The organism is Geodermatophilus sp. SYSU D00708 (genome assembly GCF_054050115.1).
Genome location: NZ_JBJGYS010000022.1, coordinates 76,387 through 93,017, shown reverse-complemented (window position 1 = coordinate 93,017; position 16,631 = coordinate 76,387). Strand labels below are relative to the sequence as shown.

The window sequence follows — 16,631 nt, the reverse complement described above, 5'->3', positions numbered from 1 at the left end:
TACGCCCTCTGGGCCGCCGCCGTCGTCCACTCCTTCCGCGAGTACCGCAAGGACCGCGCCCTGGAGTCCGCCGACGCCCTCGCCGCCGAAGCCGCCCGGCTGGAGGAGGCCGAGACGGCCGACGCCGTCCCCACCCGCTGACGACTCAGCGGGAGCGGGGACGGGCCCGGACGTGCATCCGCTCCCCCTGCGGACCGAAGAGCAGGAGCACCTCCACCGGCTCGTTCCCGGCGGCGCCGAACCAGTGCGGCACGTGGGTGTCGAACTCGGCCACCTCGCCGGGCACGAGCACCAGGTCGTGCTCGCCGAGCAGCAGCCGCAGCCGTCCGGAGAGCACGTACATCCACTCGTAGCCCTCGTGGCTCTTCTGCTCCGGCTCGCCGCGGGCCGCATCCGGCGAGATGGCCGCCCGGTAGGCCTGCAGCCCGCCCGGCCGCCGGGTCAATGGCCACATCGTCATCCCGTTGCGCAGGACCGGCCGCGGGCGCACCCGCGGATCCTCCGTCGGCGCCTGCACCAGCTCGTCGAGCGGGACGTCGTGCGCCCGGGCCAGCGGGAGCAGCAGCTCCAGGCTGGGCCGGCGTTGCCCGGACTCCAGGCGGGACAGGGTGCTGACCGAGATGCCGGTGGTCGCCGACAGCTCGGCGAGCGTCGCGCCGCGCTGCTGGCGCAGCGAGCGCAGCCGGGGACCGACCGCGTCGAGGACGTCGGTGAGCGGCGGAACGTCGTCGACCATGTCCCATTTTGCGGTTTCGGCAACGGGGTTTGTCAAGACGCCCTTCCCCGGTGCACCGTCGTGGGCACCCGACGACGAGGAGGACGACGATGCAGCGGTACGACGTGGTGGTGGTCGGCGGCGGGGCGGCCGGCCTGAGCGGAGCGCTGGCCCTGGGCCGGGCCCGCCGGTCGGTGCTCGTGATCGACGACGGGGCCCCGCGCAACGCCCCGGCCACGGAGATGCACAACTACCTGGGGCGGGACGGCACCCCGCCGGGCGACCTGCTCGCCGCCGGGCGGTCCGAGGTGACCGCCTACGGCGGCGAGCTGGGGGCCGGGTCGGCCGTCGCCGCGACCGCGGAGGACGGCGGGTTCGCCGTCGAGCTGGCCGAGGGCGGCACCGTGCACGCCCGGCGGCTGCTGGTGACCACCGGCCTGGTCGACGAGCTCCCCTCGGTGCCCGGGCTCCGCGAGCGCTGGGGCCACGATGTCCTGCACTGCCCCTACTGCCACGGCTGGGAGGTGCGCGACCGCGCGATCGGCGTGCTGGCCACCAGTCCCTTCGGGGTGCACCAGGCGCTGCTGTGGCGGCAGTGGAGCGACGACGTCACCCTCCTCCTGCACACCGGCCCCGAGCCGGCCGAGGAGGAGTGGGAGCAGCTGGCCGCGCGCGGCATCGCCGTGGTGACCGGTGAGGTGGCCGCCGTGGAGTCCGCCGGCGACCGGCTCACCGGGGTCCGGCTGGTCTCCGGCCAGCTGGTCCACCGGGACGCCCTGGTGGTGGCTCCGCGGTTCACCGCCCGCTCCGCCCTGCTGGCCTCCCTCGGCCTGGTCGCCGAGGAGCTCCGGATGGGCGGTCACGTGTTCGGCAGCGCCGTCCCGACCGGCGCCGACGGCGCGACCACGGTGCCCGGCGTGTACCTGGCCGGCAACGTCACCGACCTGCGGGCCCAGGTGGTCGGCGCGGCGGCCCAGGGGCTGACGGCGGCCGCGCGGATCAACGCCGACCTGGTCGAGGAGGACACCGCCCGGGCCGTCGCCGCCCGCCGGGCCCCCTTCTCCCCCGCCGCCGAGCGGGAGCTGTGCGACGCGGTGCTGGGCGACCGGCGGCACGGGATCTGAGCATGACGATGCACGAGCACGGACCCCAGCCGGCCGGCCTCGACTCCGCGTCCTGGGAGGAGCGCTACCGCGCGGCGCCCTCGCTGTGGAGCGGCCGGGCCAACGACGTCCTCGTGGCCGAGGCCGCCGACCTGACGCCGGGGCGCGCACTGGACGTCGGCTGCGGGGAGGGCGGCGATGTCCTGTGGCTGGCCGGCCGCGGCTGGCAGGTGACCGGCCTGGACTGGTCGGAGGTGGCGCTGGCCCGCGCCGCGGAGCACGCGGCCGCGGCAGGGCTCACCGCGCGGGTCGAGTGGGTCCGCGGAGACGTGGCGACCCACCGGCCGCCGCAGGTCTTCGACCTGGTCACCGCGCACTTCCTGCACCCGGACGAGGCGCTCCGCCGCGAGCTGGTGCCGCGGCTGGCGGCGGCGGTGGTCCCGGGCGGCACCCTGCTGTGGGTCGGCCATGCCTTCGACGAGGAGCGCGCCGCGGTCTGGGGCGCGGACCGCTTCGCCGCCGCCGGCGAGGTGGCGGCCGACCTGGACCCGCGGGCCTGGGAGGTGCTGGTGGCCGAGCGGCGGCCGCGGCCGGGTGGCGGGCACGGCGACCACCACGCCGACGAGGTGCTGCGGGCCCGCCGCCGCTGACCTCAGCGCCCGGCCAGCAGCGCGGCCTCCAGGTCGGCGGGCAGGCCGGGCACGGGCAGCCCGTGCGGCGGGGGCGGCAGCTCGTCGACGGTGCGCAGCCACGCCCAGGTGTCGGCGACGGTCTCCTCCAGCGGCCGGCTGGGCAGCCCCAGCTCACGGGCCCGGCCGGTGTCGACGTCCCAGGCGGTGCGGGCCATCTCGGCGGGCAGCCACAGGGGCAGGTGCAGCCACGGCTCGACCCCCGCCGCGAGCAGGTCCGGCTCGGGGACGACCACCCACTCCGCGTCGCTGCCGGTCACCCGCCGGCACAGGTCGAGCAGGTCGCCCAGCGTGGTCATCCCCGCCGCACCGGTGGCGTTCACCGCACCGGACTCGCCACGCGCGGCCACGTCCACGAGCCAGCCGGCGAGGTCGCGGACGTCGACCGCGGCGATCGGCTGGTCCAGCGCGTCGGGGACGACGACCCGACCGCCGCGCGCGATCCGCTGCAACCACCAGCCCAGCCGGTGCACGCGGTCGTCCGGGCCGACGATCAGGCCGGCGCGGGCGGTGAGGAAGCGGCCGGGGAGCGCGGCGCCGAGCACCCGCTCGGCCTCGGCCTTGATCGGCCCGTACTCGTCCTCGTCGCTCTCCCAGACCGGCTCGTCCTCGCCGCGGATCGGCCCGGGTGGCCAGTCCCGGTAGGCGTTGAGGCTGCTGACGAAGGCGTACCCCCGGACGCCGGTCAGCACCTCGGCGGCGTTGCGAGCCGCGGCGCGGGTCTGGCACGAGGTGTCGACGACGAGGTCGGGCGTCCAGCCGTCGAGGGCGGCCGGCAGCGCGGCCGGGTCGTCGCGGTCGCCGTGCAGCGCACGGACCCCGTCCGGAGGGGGGCCGGAGACGCCGCGGGTGAAGGTGGCCACCTCGCACCCGCGGTCGAGGGCCGCCGTCGCCACGTGCCGGCCGAGGAAGTGGGTGCCGCCGAGGACGAGCAGTCGCATGCCGACAGCCCAGCCGAGCCACTCCCCCGCCGTCCAGCCGGTTCGCGGCCGGCGAACGAGCCGGACGGGCGAAGGTCGGGCAGGACCACGGCCCTCTGCAGGGTCTCGCCGCGAGCGGAGCGAGTGGCGGGGGCAGGGGGTCCTTACACCGTGACCGGCAGCCGGGGGACCTGCGGGAGCGGCAGCGACCGCGCGGCGGCCAGCACCATCTGCGGCGAGCGCGGCAGGCCCCGCCGGGTGCACAGGCGCAACGCCCGCGCCCCGGTGATCACGTCGGTCTCCGGGGGGACGACGAGGAGGTCCGCCCGCCGGGTGCCGCCGTCCCAGCTGAGGCAGACCACGCCCGGGTCCATGCTGCGGAAGCCCCCGGTGCGCACCACCCGGCCCCCGACGGCGACCTTGCGGGGACACGCGGTCCAGGCGTCGAGCGGGTACGTGAAGCGCTCGATGCGCAGGCCGCGCTTGTCGAGGGCGGCGACCAGCTCGGGCAGCTCCACGGCCAGGTCGCGGCTGCGCGGGAACCAGGCGCCGTCGAAGGCGTGCTCCCCCGACCCCGCGTCGCTGCGCAGGCTCACCCGGACGTCGATCCCGCCCCGGTGCCCCTCGGCCGCCAGCGTCTGCAGGGTCGTCCTCATCAGCGTCGCGCCGCCTTCCCTCGTCGGATGTCGCCCCAGGTACACGGGCCCGAGGAGAACCTACGGAGCGGGCCCGACGGGTCCCGGGGAACGCGTCGTGGGCGGGTTCCGGCCGCCCGGCCCGTCATCACACCCGGTCACCGGATGATCACGACGGTCCGCGGCGGCGCCGTCTCAGCTGGTCAGGGCGAAGACGGTGGTGCTGTCGTAGACCTCGCCGGGGCGCAGCTCGGTGGACGGGAAGTCCGGCTGGTTGGGCGAGTCGGGGAAGTGCTGGGTCTCCAGGGCGAGCCCGTCGCCCTGCCGGTAGACCGAGCCACCGGTGCCGACCAGCGTGCCGTCGAGGAAGTTGCCCGAGTAGAACTGGATGCCCGGCTCGGTGGTGGAGATGGTGAGGGTGCGGCCGCTGCCCGGGTCGTGCAGCACCGCCGCCTCCTCGAGCGGGTCCTCGCTGTCGGAGCCCTCGCGGGCGCCGTCGTCCTCGCGGTCCAGCGCCCAGTTGTGGTCGTAGCCCTGGCCGAAGAGCAGCTGCTGGTCGTCCTCGCGGATGCGCGAGCCGATCGCGGTGGGCTCACGGAAGTCGAACGGGGTGCCCTCGACGGACGCGATCTCGCCGGTCGGGATGAGCGTCTCGTCGACCGGCGTGTACCCGCTCGCGTCGAGCTGCAGCTCGTGGTCGTAGATGCTCCCGGACCCCTCGCCGGCGAGGTTCCAGTAGGTGTGCTGGGTCAGGTTGACCACGGTCGGGGCGTCGGTGGTGGCCTCGTAGTGGACGGTCAGCTGCGACTCGGCGTCCAGGCTGTAGGTGACCGTCGTGGTCAGCGTGCCGGGGAAGCCCTGGTCGCCGTCCTCGCTGACCAGCTCCAGCTGCAGCGCGGCGACCTCGTCGTCGCCCACGTCGGTGGCCTCCCAGACGCGGTCGTCGAAGCCGTCGGGACCGCCGTGCAGCGTGTTCGGCCCGTCGTTCTGCGGCAGCTGGTAGGCCGTGCCGTCGAGGGTGAAGGTGCCGCCGGCGATGCGGTTGCCGTAGCGGCCGATGAGGGAGCCGAAGTAGGGGTCGGTGTCCTCGACGTAGCCGGCCAGGTCCGGGAAGCCGAGGACGACGTTCTCGACCTCGCCGTCGGCGTCCGGGACCTCCAGCGACTGGATCACGCCGCCCCAGGTGAGCACGCGCAGCGTCACGTCCCCGTTGGCCAGGGTCCAGCGCTCGACCTGGGTGCCGTCGGGGGCGGTGCCGAAGGGCTCGACGGTCGTGGTCGCGCCCTGCGCGGCGGCGGGGCCGGCGAACCCGGTGACGAGCAGGCCGGCACCGGCCGCGGCGACCAGCGGCCAGCGGAGGCGTCCCCGGGAGGGCGCGGCGGGCGGGAGGGGGGTCGGGCGTCCGGTCATGGAGGACTCCGTTGTCCGTGCGGTCCACCGGCGTCGTCGCGCGGTGGCGGGGCACCGTCGGGACGGGGAACGGACGGGATCGGGCCCCGACGAGCGGTCCTGGGACGACTCGGAACCGTAGGGACGCAGTCGCAGGGGTGTCAAAGACGCCGACGGCCGAGTGGGCGGTCGGCGCCGTCAGGGACGGCGTGTCGCGCACGCGTCGCGACGACGACAGCTCACTCGGCCGTCAAACCGTCCGCGCTGTGTGCACACAGCGCGGACGGCACCGCACGGGAGGCGCGGTGTGTGCACACCGCGCCCCCGAGCTCAGAGCTTCGGCTTGCGGTTGCGGGCCTTGCCCCGCTCGCTCTGGTCGAGGATCACCTTGCGCACGCGGATCGCGGCCGGGGTGACCTCCACGCACTCGTCCTCGGCACAGAACTCCAGCGCCTGCTCGAGGTTCAGGATCCGCGGCGGGATGAGCCGCTCGAGCTCCTCAGCGGTCGAGGACCGCATGTTGGTGAGCTTCTTCTCCTTGGTGATGTTGACGTCCATGTCGTCGGGGCGGGAGTTCTCGCCGACGATCATGCCCTCGTACACCTCGGTGCCCGGGGCGACCATCATCGAGCCACGCTCCTGCAGCGAGAACATCGCGTACGACGTCGCCACGCCCTGCCGGTCGGCGACCAGCGAGCCGGTCGGGCGGGCGCGCATGTCGCCCATCCACGGCTCGTAGCCCTCGAGGTTGTGGTTGAGGACGCCGGTGCCGCGGGTCTCGGTGAGGAACTCGGTGCGGAACCCGATGAGGCCGCGGGAGGGGACGACGTACTCCATCCGCGCCCAGCCGGTGTCGTGGTGGACGAGGTTCTCCATGCGGCCGCGGCGGGTGGCCAGCGCCTGCGTCAGCGTGCCGACGTAGTCACCCGGGGTGTCGATGGTGACCCGCTCGACCGGCTCGTGCAGCTTGCCGTCGATCTCCTTGGTGACGACGGTCGGCCGCCCGACGGTCAGCTCGAACTCCTCGCGGCGCAGCTGCTCGACGAGGATCGCCAGGGCCAGCTCACCGCGGCCCTGCATCTCCCAGGTGTCGGGGCGCTCGGTGGGCAGCATGCGCACCGACACGTTGCCGACCAGCTCCTGGTCGAGCCGGTTCTTGATCAGCCGGGCGGTGAGCTTCTTGCCCGACTTGCCGGAGATCGGCGAGGTGTTGATGCCGATGGTGATCGAGATCGACGGCTCGTCGACGGTCAGCGGCGGCAGCGGGCGCGGGTCGTTCGGGTCGGCGAGGGTGTCGCCGATCATGATCTCCTCGATGCCCGCGATGGCGACCAGGTCGCCGGGGCCGGCGCTGTCGGCCGGGGTCCGGGTGAGCCCCTCGGTGACGAGCAGCTCGGTGATCTTGACGTTCTTGACCGTGCCGTCGGTGCGGCACCAGGCGACCTGCTGGCCGCGCTTCATCTCACCGGAGTGGATGCGCAGCAGCGCCAGCCGGCCCAGGAACGGCGAGGCGTCGAGGTTGGTGACCTGCGCGCGCAGCGGCTCCTCGGCGTCGTAGGTGGGCGCCGGGATGGTCTCCAGCAGGGTCTTCACCAGCGGACCGAGGTCCGGGCTGTCGGGGCTGGTGCCGTCGGCCGGCCGGGTGAGGGAGGCCTGCCCGGTCTTGCCGTTCGAGTAGACGATCGGGAACTCGAGCGCGTCGGTGTCCAGGCCGTTGTCCTCGAGCAGCTCCATGAACAGCTCGTAGGTCTCGTCGACGACCTCGGCGATGCGGGCGTCGGAGCGGTCGGTCTTGTTCACCACGAGGATGACCGGCATCCCCTTGCCGAGCGCCTTGCGGAGCACGAACCGGGTCTGCGGCAGCGGCCCCTCGGAGGAGTCGACGAGCAGGACGACGCCGTCGACCATCGACAGGCCGCGCTCGACCTCACCGCCGAAGTCGGCGTGGCCGGGGGTGTCGACGATGTTGACCGTCACCGGGTTGCCGTTCTCGTCGGCCAGTCGGATGGCGGTGTTCTTGGCGAGGATGGTGATACCGCGCTCACGCTCGAGGTCCATCGAGTCCATGACGCGGTCCTGCGTGGTGTCGGCGTCGGTGCCCTCACCCTTCGCGCGGCCGAGAGCACCGGCCTGGCGGAGGAGGGCGTCGACCAGGGTCGTCTTGCCGTGGTCGACGTGGGCGATGATCGCCACGTTGCGCAGGTCGTCGCGGGTGGGCATGCGGAACGGCACCTCGGGGGAGTTCGGGGATCCGCGGCAGTCGGCGCTCGCGGCATCTCGGGTAACGGCCGCCGGCCCGGCGACCTTCCCACTCTAGAAGGACCACCCTCCTCCCCACGCCTCGCAGGCTCGGCGCGGGCCCCTGGAGGGTGGCCGTTCCAGCAGCTCAGGCTCGATCGGCCAGCGCGAACGTCACCCCGGCGGCGGCGATCGTGACCAATCCCACGGCCAGCCAGGCCGCCATCCCCACGCCGAGCGCCAGGACGTGGGCGAGCACGAAGGCGCCGACGTAGAGGGCGCCCAGCCCGAGCGCCACCGCCCAGCCGCGCCGCTGCACCCACAGCCACGCCGCCCCCAGGCCGCCGAGCGCGAACAGGGCGCCCCCGAGCGCGCGCACGCCAGTGCCCTGGGCGACGCCGAAGCCGGCGGCGAGCCCGAGCGCGACCAGGAGGGCGGACGGGAAGCGGGTGCGGGCACGGGTCAGCGTGGACGTCGACATGCCGATCAGTCTCCCCCTGGCCCGGCGCGACGGCGGGTGACTCCCTCGATGGAACGAGGTCGTCCGTGGTACGGCTCCAGCACCGGGCCGCGGGGCCGACAAGAGAGCATGGCCACGACACCGCCGTCCGCCGCCCGGCCGTCCCTCCTCGACCGCGTCCCCCACGGGATGCGCCTGGACGGGGCGAGCTTCTCGCCCCGGCACCGCATCCTCAGCGCGATCCTGCTGGTCAACCTGCCCGTGCTCGCGCTCATCGCGACGGTGCGGCACGTGCACCACGCCGGCCTGCTCTACACCGAGCTGGCGGCCATCGCCGTCGCGCTCGTGCTGGGCCGGACACTGCCCTCGCAGGTCGCCCGCGCCACCGCCGTGGCGACCGGCCTCATGGTCGGAGCCGGCGCGCTGGTGCACGTCGGGGGCGGGCTGACCGACCTGCACATCTGGTTCTACGCGATCCTCGCACTGGTGGCGCTGTACCAGATGTGGGCGCCGTTCCTCGCCGCGGTCGGCTTCGTCGCGGTGCACCACATCGGGATGAGCCTGTGGATGCCGGAGATGATCTTCTCCACCAGCCAGGCAGCGGCGAACCCGATCCTGTTCTCGATGCTGCACGCGGTGTTCCTGCTGGCCGAGGCGACCTTTCTGGCCTACGGGTGGCGGTTCACCGAGGAGGCCGAGCGTGGACGCCGCCGGCAGGAGCGCGCGGCCGAGGAGCAGCGCGCCGCCCAGGCGGTCGCCGAGCAGCGACTCGCCGAGGAACGCGCCCGCCTGGCCGAGGAGACGGCCCGGCGGATGGAGCGGCGCGAGGCCCGGGCCCTCGAACTGCAGGCGCGGCTGGTCGACCTCAACGGCGCCGGCGCGCGGCTGGACGAGAACGTGAACACCGCGACCGAGGTGATGGAGGGACTCCGCGCAGCGATCACCGAGATCGCGGCCGCGGCGAGCGAGGCCGCGACCACCGCCCGGCAGGCCGACGACCGGTCGCAGGAGAGCGCGACCACCGTGGCCCGGCTGACCGCGACCATGGCCGAGATCGACCAGATCGCGGCGAGCATCTCGACGATCGCAGACCAGACCAACCTGCTGGCGCTCAACGCCACGATCGAGTCGGCGCGCGCCGGGGAAGCGGGCAAGGGCTTCGCCGTCGTCGCCGGCGAGGTGAAGGAGCTGGCGTCGGAGACCGCGCAGGCGACCGAGCGGATCCGCGGGGTCGTCGACGCGGTGCGGGCGGACGTGGACGCCACCGGCGCTGCCTTGACCAGCATCGCCCAGGTGATCCAGGGCGTCGTCGACGCGCAGGACACGATCGCCGCCGCCGTCGACGAGCAGACGGCGGCGACCGCGCAGGCACAGGAGGCGATCACCGGAGCCTCGCGGGAGGCGGCTGCGATGGCCCGGGAGCTGCAGGGGCTCGTCGTCCGGGAGGACTGACCACGACGGGCCCCGGACGGGGCCCGGTCCGCGCCGGTCAGTTCCCGGGCGGCGCCCACGGGGCGATGCCCCACGCGCCGCCGTCGGCGATGTCGAACCACGCCGAGCCGATCGCGACGAGGAAGCCGACCAGGAGGACGGCCGCGGCGCGTGCCGCCGTCCGCACGAGGACCCCGGCCAGCAGTGCCAGGCCCACCGCGATCTCGACGACCGGCAGGCCGAACGCGACCGGCGCGACCAGCGGCTCGGGCAGCAGCCGGTACGCGCCGACGGCGCGGAGGGCGGCGCCCGGGTCGCGCAGCTCCCGCGCCCCCGCGACGAGGAACACGCCGCCGAGGACGAGCCGGCCGGCGGTGGCCAGCCACGGGAGCAGGGACCTTCCCACGGGGCGAGCGTCCGCCGCGCGCCTGGCAGCGCGCCGTCAACCGGCTGGGAGGACCCCGGAACGCCACGGAGGCCCCGGGCGACTGCCCGGGGCCTCCGTCTTGGTCAGCCCCCTGCAGGGTCCCGCCGCGAGCGTGCGAGTGGCGGGGGGCAGGGGGTCCTCTCTCAGGCGGTGCGGAGCACGGCCTCGATCTCGAGCTCGACGCTGATCTTGTCGCCGACGACGACGCCGCCGCCGTCCATCGGCATGTCGATGTCGACGCCGAACTCCTTGCGGGAGATGTCGGTCTTGGCCGAGAAGCCGGCGCGGGTGCCGCCGTAGGCGTCGGGGCCGAAGCCGTTGAGCTCGAGCTCGAGCTCAACGGGCTTGGTGATGCCCTTGATGGTCAGGTCACCGACGACGGTCCAGTCGGCACCGTCGGTGCGGACCGCGGTGGAGCGGAAGGTCATCTCGGTGTGGTTGCCCACGTCGAAGAAGTCGGCGGAGCGGATGTGCGCGTCGCGCTGCTCCTGCCGGGTGTCGATGGAGTCCATGTTGATCCGCGCGGTGACGGTGGACTGCGTCGGGTCCTCGGCGGTGACGATCTCGCCGGAGAAGTCGCGGAAGTAGCCGCGGACCTTGCTGACCATCATGTGGCGGACGGAGAAGCCGACGGTCGAGTGCGTGGGGTCGATGTCCCACGTGCCGACGACGTAGCCGGGGATCTGGGTGGCGGTGCTGGTCATGGTGGTCTCCCGAGGTGATTGAGCGCTTGACCTTCTACTGGAGGCTAGCGTAGTTGAAGGCTCATCTATTCCGCCAGTACCCTGATGAACATGACCGCGCACGGGGAGCCCCGCTGGCTCGACGCCGAGGAGCAGCGGGCCTGGCGGGCCTGGCTGTACAGCTCGCTGCTCCTGCAGGACCGGCTCGACCGCGAGCTCACCCGCGAGACCGGCATCTCCCACGCCTACTACGAGATCCTCGTCGCGCTGTCGGAGGCCGAGGACCGGCGGCTGCGGATGAGCGAGCTCGCCGACCGCTGTCTGTCCTCACGCAGCCGGCTCTCGCACGCGGTGGCGCGGCTCGAGGAGCGCGGCTGGGTGCGCCGGCAGGTCTGCGCGGAGGACGGCCGCGGCCAGCTGGCGGTCCTCACCGACGAGGGGTTCGCCGCCCTGGAGGCCGCCGCGCGGGTGCACGTCGAGGGTGTCCGCTCGCACCTGTTCGACCAGCTCACCCCCGAGCAGGTCGAGCACATGCGCGACCTGGGTGAGACGCTGCTGCGCCACCTCGACGCCCGCTGAGCCTCACCCCGGGTCGGACGCGCGGGTCATCCCGGGGGTGGACGACGCCGCCGGGGCCGCTGCCTAGGGTCGTCGCGATGGACGGCCGCCCTCCGCTCGAACGCCTCGAGACGTGGCTGCGTGCCCACCCCTCCGCCGTGGACGCCGGGATCGCCGCCCTGGTCTGCCTGCTGACCGTCGTCCTGCCGTTCGAGACGTACTGGCTCGACCCGCTCCCGGCCTTCGTCATCGGTCTGCTGCTGACCGTCCCCCTGGCCTGGCGGCGCCGGCGGCCGGTCCGCGCGGCCGCGGTCGTCGTGGCCGCGGGCCTGCTGGAGCTCGTCGTCGTCGAGGAGTTCCTCGCGGCCAACGTCGCGGCCCTGTTCATGGTCTACGCGCTCGCCGCCTACGCCCCGCGCTGGGCCGGCCGGGCCGGTCTGGTCGTCGGCCTCCTGGGCGCGGTGCTGGCCGCGCTGCGGTACTTCTCGGGCGGGGCGAGCGACTCGCTGCTGCCGACGGCCGGGTCCATCGGGGTCGCCGTCGTGGCCGCCTGGGCGCTGGGCGACCTGCGCCGGGCGAGGGGCCTGCGGCTGGCCCAGCTGGAGGAGCGGGCCCGGCTGCTCGAGCTCGAGCGCCAGCAGGAGATGCGGCTGGCCGCCACCGCCGAGCGGGCCCGCATCGCCCGCGAGATGCACGACGTCGTGGCGCACTCCCTCTCGGTGGTCATCGCCCAGGCCGACGGCGGCCGCTACGCCGGGCGGGCCGACCCGGCCGCCGCGACCGACGCGCTGGAGGCGATCGCCACCACCGGCCGCCAGGCGCTCGCCGACATGCGCGGGCTGCTGGGCGTGCTCCGGGAGGAGGACCGCGAGGAGTACGCCCCGCAGCCCGACGTCGCCGCGATCCCCGGCCTGGTCGAGGACGTCCGGTCCAGCGGCCTGGACGTCGACCTGCTGGTCGAAGGCACCCCGCGCGAGCTGCCCGCCGGCCCGCAGCTGGCTGCCTACCGGATCGTGCAGGAGTCGCTGACCAACGTGCTCAAGCACGCCGGTCCGGCCGGCCGGGCGTGGGTGCGGTTGCACTGGCGGCCCGACGCGCTGGAGCTGTCGGTCCTCGACGACGGCCGGGGCGCCTCGACCGCCATGGTCGAGCCCGACGGGGCCGGCCAGGGGCTGCTCGGGATGTCCGAGCGGGCGCGGCTGCACGGCGGCCGGGTGGACGCCGGCCCGCGCCCCGGCGGCGGTTTCGGGGTGCACGCGGTGCTGCCCTACCCTGCCCGCCGATGACTGGTCAGATCCGCGTCGTCCTCGTCGACGACCAGCAGATGGTCCGCGCCGGGTTCCGGATGGTGATCGACTCCCAGCCCGACCTCACCGTGGTCGGCGAGGCGGGCACCGGCGCCGACGCGGTGGCGCTGCTCGCGCGGACCCCGGCCGACGTCGTCCTCATGGACGTCCGCATGCCGGCGATGGACGGGATCGAGGCCACCCGGCAGGTCAGCGCGCTGCCCGAGCCGCCGCGGGTCGTCGTCCTGACCACGTTCGACCTCGACGAGTACGTGGTCGCCGCGATCGGCGCCGGGGCCAGCGGCTTCCTGCTCAAGGACGCCCCGCCGGAGGAGATGCTCGCCGCCGTGCGCACGGTGCACGCCGGGGACTCGGTGATCGCCGCCAGCTCCACCCGGCGGCTGCTCCAGCACGTGGCACCGCTGCTGCGCGGGAGCGCGCCGCGACCGGCCGGGGGCCCCGACGAGCTGGCCGAGCTCACCCCGCGCGAGCGCGAGGTCCTCGAGCAGATGGCCTACGGGGCGACCAACACCGAGATCGCGGCGCACTTCGTGGTCAGCGAGGCGACGGTGAAGACCCACGTCGGGCGGGTGCTGGCCAAGACCGGCTCGCGCGACCGCGTCCAGGCCGTCGTCCTGGCCTACCGCACCGGCCTGGTCCGGCCCGCCGACCTGCTGCGCAACGCCTGAGGAAGGACCCCGTCCTCCCCACCCCTCGCAAGCCCAGGGCGGGACCCGAGACGGGGCCGGGTCGGACCAGGGGATGACCCGGAGATCAGCCCGCGCTCCGACGCGGCGGGACGCCTCCGACCGGCAGCGTGAGCACCGTTCCTGTTCACGCCCTCGGAGGTGCCCACGTGTCCGCTCCCGTCCCCGTCCTGACCGTCCCCGGCGAGCCGCCGTCCTCGGCCGCCGCCGTGCGCGCCCGCGGGCTGACGAAGGTCCACGGCAGCGGCGAGACCGCCGTGCACGCGCTGGCCGGGGTGGACGTCGACTTCGACCGCGGCGCCTTCACCGCGATCATGGGGCCGTCCGGGTCGGGCAAGTCGACGCTCATGCACTGCCTGGCCGGGCTGGACACCGCCACCAGCGGGCAGGTGTGGGTCGGCGACACCGAGCTGACCGGGCTGCCCGACGACCGGCTCACCCGGCTGCGGCGGGAGCGGATCGGCTTCGTGTTCCAGTCGTTCAACCTGCTGCCGGTGCTCGACGCCCGGGAGAACATCGTGCTGCCGCTGCAGCTGGCCGGCCGCCGTCCCGACCCCGCCTGGTTCGACGCCGTCGTCGCCCGGCTCGGGCTGCGCGAGCGGCTGCGCCACCGGCCGGCGGAGCTCTCCGGCGGCCAGCAGCAGCGGGTCGCCGTCGCCCGCGCGCTGCTCCCCCGGCCCGACGTCGTCTTCGCCGACGAGCCCACCGGCAACCTCGACTCCCGCGCCGGCGCGGAGGTGCTCGACCTGCTGCGCAGCAGCGTCCGCGAGACCGGCCAGACCGTCGTGATGGTCACCCACGACCCGATCGCGGCGTCCTACGCCGACCGGGTGGTGCTGCTCGCCGACGGCCGGCTGGCCGGTGAGGTCCAGCGGCCGACCGCCGACTCCGTCGTCTCCGCGCTCCGCGGGCTGGGCGCCTGACGTGCGCTCGGTGACCCTCGCGTCGGTCCGCGCGCACGGCGCGCGGCTGGTCGCCTGCTGCGTGGCGATCGTGCTGGCCGTCGCCTTCGTCGTGGCGACGCTGGTGCTCAACGAGACGACCCGGACCACGGTGCTCACCACGGCCGGGGCCCGGTACGTCGGCAGCGACGTCGTCGTCACCTCCGACGACGGCGGGTCGCTGGCCGGGGACGTCGCGGCGCTGACCGCGCTGCCCGGCGTACAGGCCGTGGCCCCCGAGTGGGAGACGTCGGTGCAGGCGGTCGTGCCCGGCCGGGCGGGCGCGCAGTACGTCGTGGTCGGCGCCGTCGCCGACGACCCCGCGCTGCGCTGGCAGCGACTGTCGGCCGGCTCGCTGCCCGACCGGGACGGCGAGGTGGCCGTCAGCGAGCGGGTCGGCGCCGCGGTCGGCGACGTGCTCCAGGTGGACGGCGGCACCGGGACCACCACCCCCGTCACCGTCACCGGCGTCGTCGACCTCGGCGGGGACCCCGAGGCGGGGCTCTACGGCCGCGCCTGGACCACCCCGGCGCGGGCGCGGGCGTGGGGCGCGGTCGACCCGACCGAGCTGCGCATCGCCGGCTGGCCGCGCACCGACGAGACCGCGCTGGCCGCCGACGCCCGCGGCGCCCTCGACGGGCGGGGGGTGACCGTCCGCACCGGCATCGAGCAGGCCGAGGAGCGCGCGGGCAGCATGCTCGGCAACGCCATGGCGCTGACGGCGGTGCTGCTGGTCTTCGGCACGGTCGCCGTGGTCGTCGCGGGGCTGGTCATCGCCAACACCTTCGCCGTGCTGCTGGCCCAGCGAACCCGTGACCTGGCGCTGCTGCGCTGCGTCGGCGCGACCGCCCGCCAGGTGCGGCGCAGCGTGCTCGGCGAGGCGGTGCTGACCGGGCTGGCCGCCTCCGCGCTCGGCGTCGGCGCCGGCATCGGGCTGGCCGCCGCCGTCTCGGCGCTGGCCGGGGGCGTGGAGTCCCCGGTGCCGCTGTCGGGGGTGTCGGTGCCCTGGCTCGCCGTCGTCGCGGGGTTCGCGGTCGGCACCCTCACCACGCTGCTCGCCGCGCTGGCCCCCGCCCGCGGGGCCACCCGGGTGGCGCCGCTGGCCGCGCTGCGGCCGGTCGACCCCGCCCCGCTGCGCTCGCGGCCCGGGGTGCTGCGGCTGGTCCTCGGCCTGCTGCTGCTCCTCCCCGGTGCCGCGCTGCTGGCGCTGGGCGTGGCGGTGGCCAGCGTGTTCGTCGCGCTGCCCGGCGGGGTGCTGAGCTTCCTCGGCGTCGTGCTGCTGGCGCAGCGGGCGGTCCCGCCGGTGGTGCGCGCCGCCGGGAGCCTGGCTGCCCGTGCCGGTGTGCCGGCGCGGCTCGCCGCCGGCAACGCCACCCGCAACCCGCGGCGGACGGCGGCGACGGCCACCGCGCTGCTCATCGGCGTCACGCTGACCACGGCGATGGTCGTGGGCACCGCGTCGACCCGGGCCACCGCGGCCGCGGGCCTGGCCGCGGCCTACCCCGCCGACGTGGTGGTGGAGGGGCTCGCCGGAGAGCTGCCGGGTTCGCTGCTCGCCCGGCTGGAGGGCGTCGACGGCGTCGCCCGCGGAACGGCGCTGCCGGCCGCCGACCTCACCGGGCCCGACGGGCAGCCGTGGACGGTCTACGGGGTGGACGAGGCGACGGCGGTCCCGGTGCTGCGGTCCACCGCCGACACCCCGCTGCCCGACGCCGGCGAGGTGCTGGTCCCCGAGTGGCTGGCCGACTCCTGGGCGGTCACCGACGGCTCCCCGGTCGCCCTCTCGGGAGCCGGCGGGTCGCAGACGCTGCGCGCCCAGGTCGTCGACGGCGACGCCCCTCCCCTGGTGCTCGCCGCCGACCTGGCCCGACTCGCCCCGGACGCCCCGGTGAGCCAGGTGTGGCTGCGGCTGGCCGACGGCGGCGACCAGACCGCGGTCGTCGACGCGGTGACCGACACCGTCGGGACGGCGACCACCGACGCGCAGGTGACCGGCCTGGTGAGCCTCCGCGAGCAGATGAACGACGTGCTCGACGTGCTGCTGCTCGTCGTCACCGGGCTGCTCGGGGTGGCCGTGGTGATCGCGCTGATCGGGGTCGGCAACACCCTGGCGCTGTCGGTGGTGGAACGCCGCCAGGAGAACGGCCTGCTGCGGGCGCTGGGACTGACCCGCCGCCAGCTGCGTGCGCTGCTCGCCTGGGAGGCGGTGCTCGTCTCCGGGGTGGCCGCGGTGCTGGGCGTCGTCCTCGGCGGGGTCTACGGGGTCACCGGGACGGCGTCGGTGCTCGGCATGGCCGGGGAGGTGGTGGTCGACGTCCCGTGGCTGCAGGTCGCCGCGATCGTCGCCGTCGCCACGGTCGCCGGGCTGCTCGCCTCGGTGCTGCCGGCCCGCCGCGCCGTCCGCACCTCCCCCGTCGCCGCCATCGCGAGCTGAGCCCGAGTGGAGTGG

General features: G+C 75.2%; 16 protein-coding genes. 8 read left to right on the top strand and 8 right to left on the bottom strand.

Going from position 1 to position 16,631, the window contains the following annotated elements; genetic code table 11:
* Window positions 1-145: 145 nt before the first annotated feature.
* Window positions 146-736, bottom strand: coding sequence for a helix-turn-helix domain-containing protein (locus ACI79D_RS18050; RefSeq protein ID WP_456919846.1), 591 nt, complete (start codon window positions 734-736; stop codon window positions 146-148).
* Window positions 737-825: 89 nt separating this feature from the next.
* On the opposite strand from ACI79D_RS18050, the gene ACI79D_RS18045 reads away from it, so the two are divergent.
* Together ACI79D_RS18045 and ACI79D_RS18040 are read left to right on the top strand one after the other, a co-directional pair.
* Window positions 826-1,839: an NAD(P)/FAD-dependent oxidoreductase gene (locus ACI79D_RS18045; RefSeq protein WP_456919845.1), complete on the top strand. Its 1,014-nt coding sequence runs from the start codon at window positions 826-828 to the stop codon at window positions 1,837-1,839.
* A gap of 2 nt (window positions 1,840-1,841) precedes the next feature.
* A complete protein-coding gene (locus ACI79D_RS18040) occupies window positions 1,842-2,468 on the top strand; it encodes an SAM-dependent methyltransferase (protein ID WP_456919844.1) in 627 nt (208 codons plus the stop codon).
* Between the two features lie 2 nt (window positions 2,469-2,470).
* Here the strand turns inward: ACI79D_RS18040 and ACI79D_RS18035 are convergent, their stop codons facing one another.
* The 5 genes from ACI79D_RS18035 to ACI79D_RS18015 form a co-directional block, all read right to left on the bottom strand.
* Complete coding sequence (locus tag ACI79D_RS18035; RefSeq protein ID WP_456919843.1) at window positions 2,471-3,448, bottom strand: NAD-dependent epimerase/dehydratase family protein; 978 nt, start codon at window positions 3,446-3,448, stop codon at window positions 2,471-2,473.
* Between the two features lie 143 nt (window positions 3,449-3,591).
* A complete protein-coding gene (locus ACI79D_RS18030; protein WP_456919842.1) occupies window positions 3,592-4,083 on the bottom strand; it encodes a DUF5994 family protein in 492 nt (163 codons plus the stop codon).
* Between the two features lie 174 nt (window positions 4,084-4,257).
* The gene (locus tag ACI79D_RS18025; protein ID WP_456919841.1) at window positions 4,258-5,472 is read right to left on the bottom strand and encodes an aldose epimerase family protein; all 1,215 of its coding nucleotides are present in this window, start codon (window positions 5,470-5,472) and stop codon (window positions 4,258-4,260) included.
* A gap of 309 nt (window positions 5,473-5,781) precedes the next feature.
* Entirely contained in the window at window positions 5,782-7,671 is a 1,890-nt protein-coding gene (gene typA / locus ACI79D_RS18020; RefSeq protein WP_456919840.1) for a translational GTPase TypA, read from the bottom strand.
* Window positions 7,672-7,837: 166 nt separating this feature from the next.
* On the bottom strand, window positions 7,838-8,170 hold the full coding sequence (locus tag ACI79D_RS18015) for a hypothetical protein (RefSeq protein WP_456919839.1): 333 nt from the start codon (window positions 8,168-8,170) through the stop codon (window positions 7,838-7,840).
* A 108-nt stretch (window positions 8,171-8,278) separates the two neighbouring features.
* Here ACI79D_RS18015 and ACI79D_RS18010 point away from each other — a divergent pair, with 108 nt between their 5' ends.
* Window positions 8,279-9,601, top strand: a complete 1,323-nt coding sequence (locus ACI79D_RS18010) for a methyl-accepting chemotaxis protein (RefSeq protein WP_456919838.1) — start codon at window positions 8,279-8,281, stop codon at window positions 9,599-9,601.
* 37 nt (window positions 9,602-9,638) lie between these two features.
* Here the strand turns inward: ACI79D_RS18010 and ACI79D_RS18005 are convergent, their stop codons facing one another.
* On the bottom strand, window positions 9,639-9,986 hold the full coding sequence (locus tag ACI79D_RS18005; protein WP_456919837.1) for a MauE/DoxX family redox-associated membrane protein: 348 nt from the start codon (window positions 9,984-9,986) through the stop codon (window positions 9,639-9,641).
* Window positions 9,987-10,150: 164 nt separating this feature from the next.
* Window positions 10,151-10,711 (bottom strand): YceI family protein, encoded by a 561-nt coding sequence (locus tag ACI79D_RS18000; protein WP_456919835.1) that lies wholly within the window; start codon window positions 10,709-10,711, stop codon window positions 10,151-10,153.
* A gap of 90 nt (window positions 10,712-10,801) precedes the next feature.
* Between ACI79D_RS18000 and ACI79D_RS17995 the strand changes: the two genes are divergently transcribed.
* The 5 genes from ACI79D_RS17995 to ACI79D_RS17975 all read left to right on the top strand — a co-directional run bounded on the left by ACI79D_RS17995 (window position 10,802) and on the right by ACI79D_RS17975 (window position 16,616).
* Complete coding sequence (locus ACI79D_RS17995; protein WP_456919834.1) at window positions 10,802-11,269, top strand: MarR family winged helix-turn-helix transcriptional regulator; 468 nt, start codon at window positions 10,802-10,804, stop codon at window positions 11,267-11,269.
* A gap of 77 nt (window positions 11,270-11,346) precedes the next feature.
* Complete coding sequence (locus ACI79D_RS17990; RefSeq protein ID WP_456919832.1) at window positions 11,347-12,534, top strand: sensor histidine kinase; 1,188 nt, start codon at window positions 11,347-11,349, stop codon at window positions 12,532-12,534.
* Entirely contained in the window at window positions 12,531-13,223 is a 693-nt protein-coding gene (locus ACI79D_RS17985; protein ID WP_456919831.1) for a response regulator, read from the top strand. The genes ACI79D_RS17990 and ACI79D_RS17985 overlap by 4 nt, the downstream gene beginning before the upstream one ends.
* Window positions 13,224-13,390: 167 nt before the next feature.
* The gene (locus ACI79D_RS17980) at window positions 13,391-14,164 is read left to right on the top strand and encodes an ABC transporter ATP-binding protein (protein WP_456919830.1); all 774 of its coding nucleotides are present in this window, start codon (window positions 13,391-13,393) and stop codon (window positions 14,162-14,164) included.
* Window positions 14,165-14,174: 10 nt separating this feature from the next.
* Complete coding sequence (locus ACI79D_RS17975; protein ID WP_456919829.1) at window positions 14,175-16,616, top strand: FtsX-like permease family protein; 2,442 nt, start codon at window positions 14,175-14,177, stop codon at window positions 16,614-16,616.
* Window positions 16,617-16,631: the final 15 nt, after the last annotated feature.

Coding starts and splice junctions, on each gene's coding strand:
- ACI79D_RS17990 (WP_456919832.1), top strand. CDS start 11,347: ATGGACGGCCGCCCTCCGCTCGAACGCCTCGAGACGTGGCTGCGTGCC.
- ACI79D_RS18030 (WP_456919842.1), bottom strand. CDS start 4,083: ATGAGGACGACCCTGCAGACGCTGGCGGCCGAGGGGCACCGGGGCGGG.
- ACI79D_RS18000 (WP_456919835.1), bottom strand. CDS start 10,711: ATGACCAGCACCGCCACCCAGATCCCCGGCTACGTCGTCGGCACGTGG.
- ACI79D_RS18045 (WP_456919845.1), top strand. CDS start 826: ATGCAGCGGTACGACGTGGTGGTGGTCGGCGGCGGGGCGGCCGGCCTG.
- typA (WP_456919840.1), bottom strand. CDS start 7,671: ATGCCCACCCGCGACGACCTGCGCAACGTGGCGATCATCGCCCACGTC.
- ACI79D_RS18025 (WP_456919841.1), bottom strand. CDS start 5,472: ATGACCGGACGCCCGACCCCCCTCCCGCCCGCCGCGCCCTCCCGGGGA.
- ACI79D_RS18040 (WP_456919844.1), top strand. CDS start 1,842: ATGACGATGCACGAGCACGGACCCCAGCCGGCCGGCCTCGACTCCGCG.
- ACI79D_RS18015 (WP_456919839.1), bottom strand. CDS start 8,170: ATGTCGACGTCCACGCTGACCCGTGCCCGCACCCGCTTCCCGTCCGCC.
- ACI79D_RS18035 (WP_456919843.1), bottom strand. CDS start 3,448: ATGCGACTGCTCGTCCTCGGCGGCACCCACTTCCTCGGCCGGCACGTG.
- ACI79D_RS17995 (WP_456919834.1), top strand. CDS start 10,802: ATGACCGCGCACGGGGAGCCCCGCTGGCTCGACGCCGAGGAGCAGCGG.
- ACI79D_RS18010 (WP_456919838.1), top strand. CDS start 8,279: ATGGCCACGACACCGCCGTCCGCCGCCCGGCCGTCCCTCCTCGACCGC.
- ACI79D_RS18050 (WP_456919846.1), bottom strand. CDS start 736: ATGGTCGACGACGTTCCGCCGCTCACCGACGTCCTCGACGCGGTCGGT.
- ACI79D_RS17985 (WP_456919831.1), top strand. CDS start 12,531: ATGACTGGTCAGATCCGCGTCGTCCTCGTCGACGACCAGCAGATGGTC.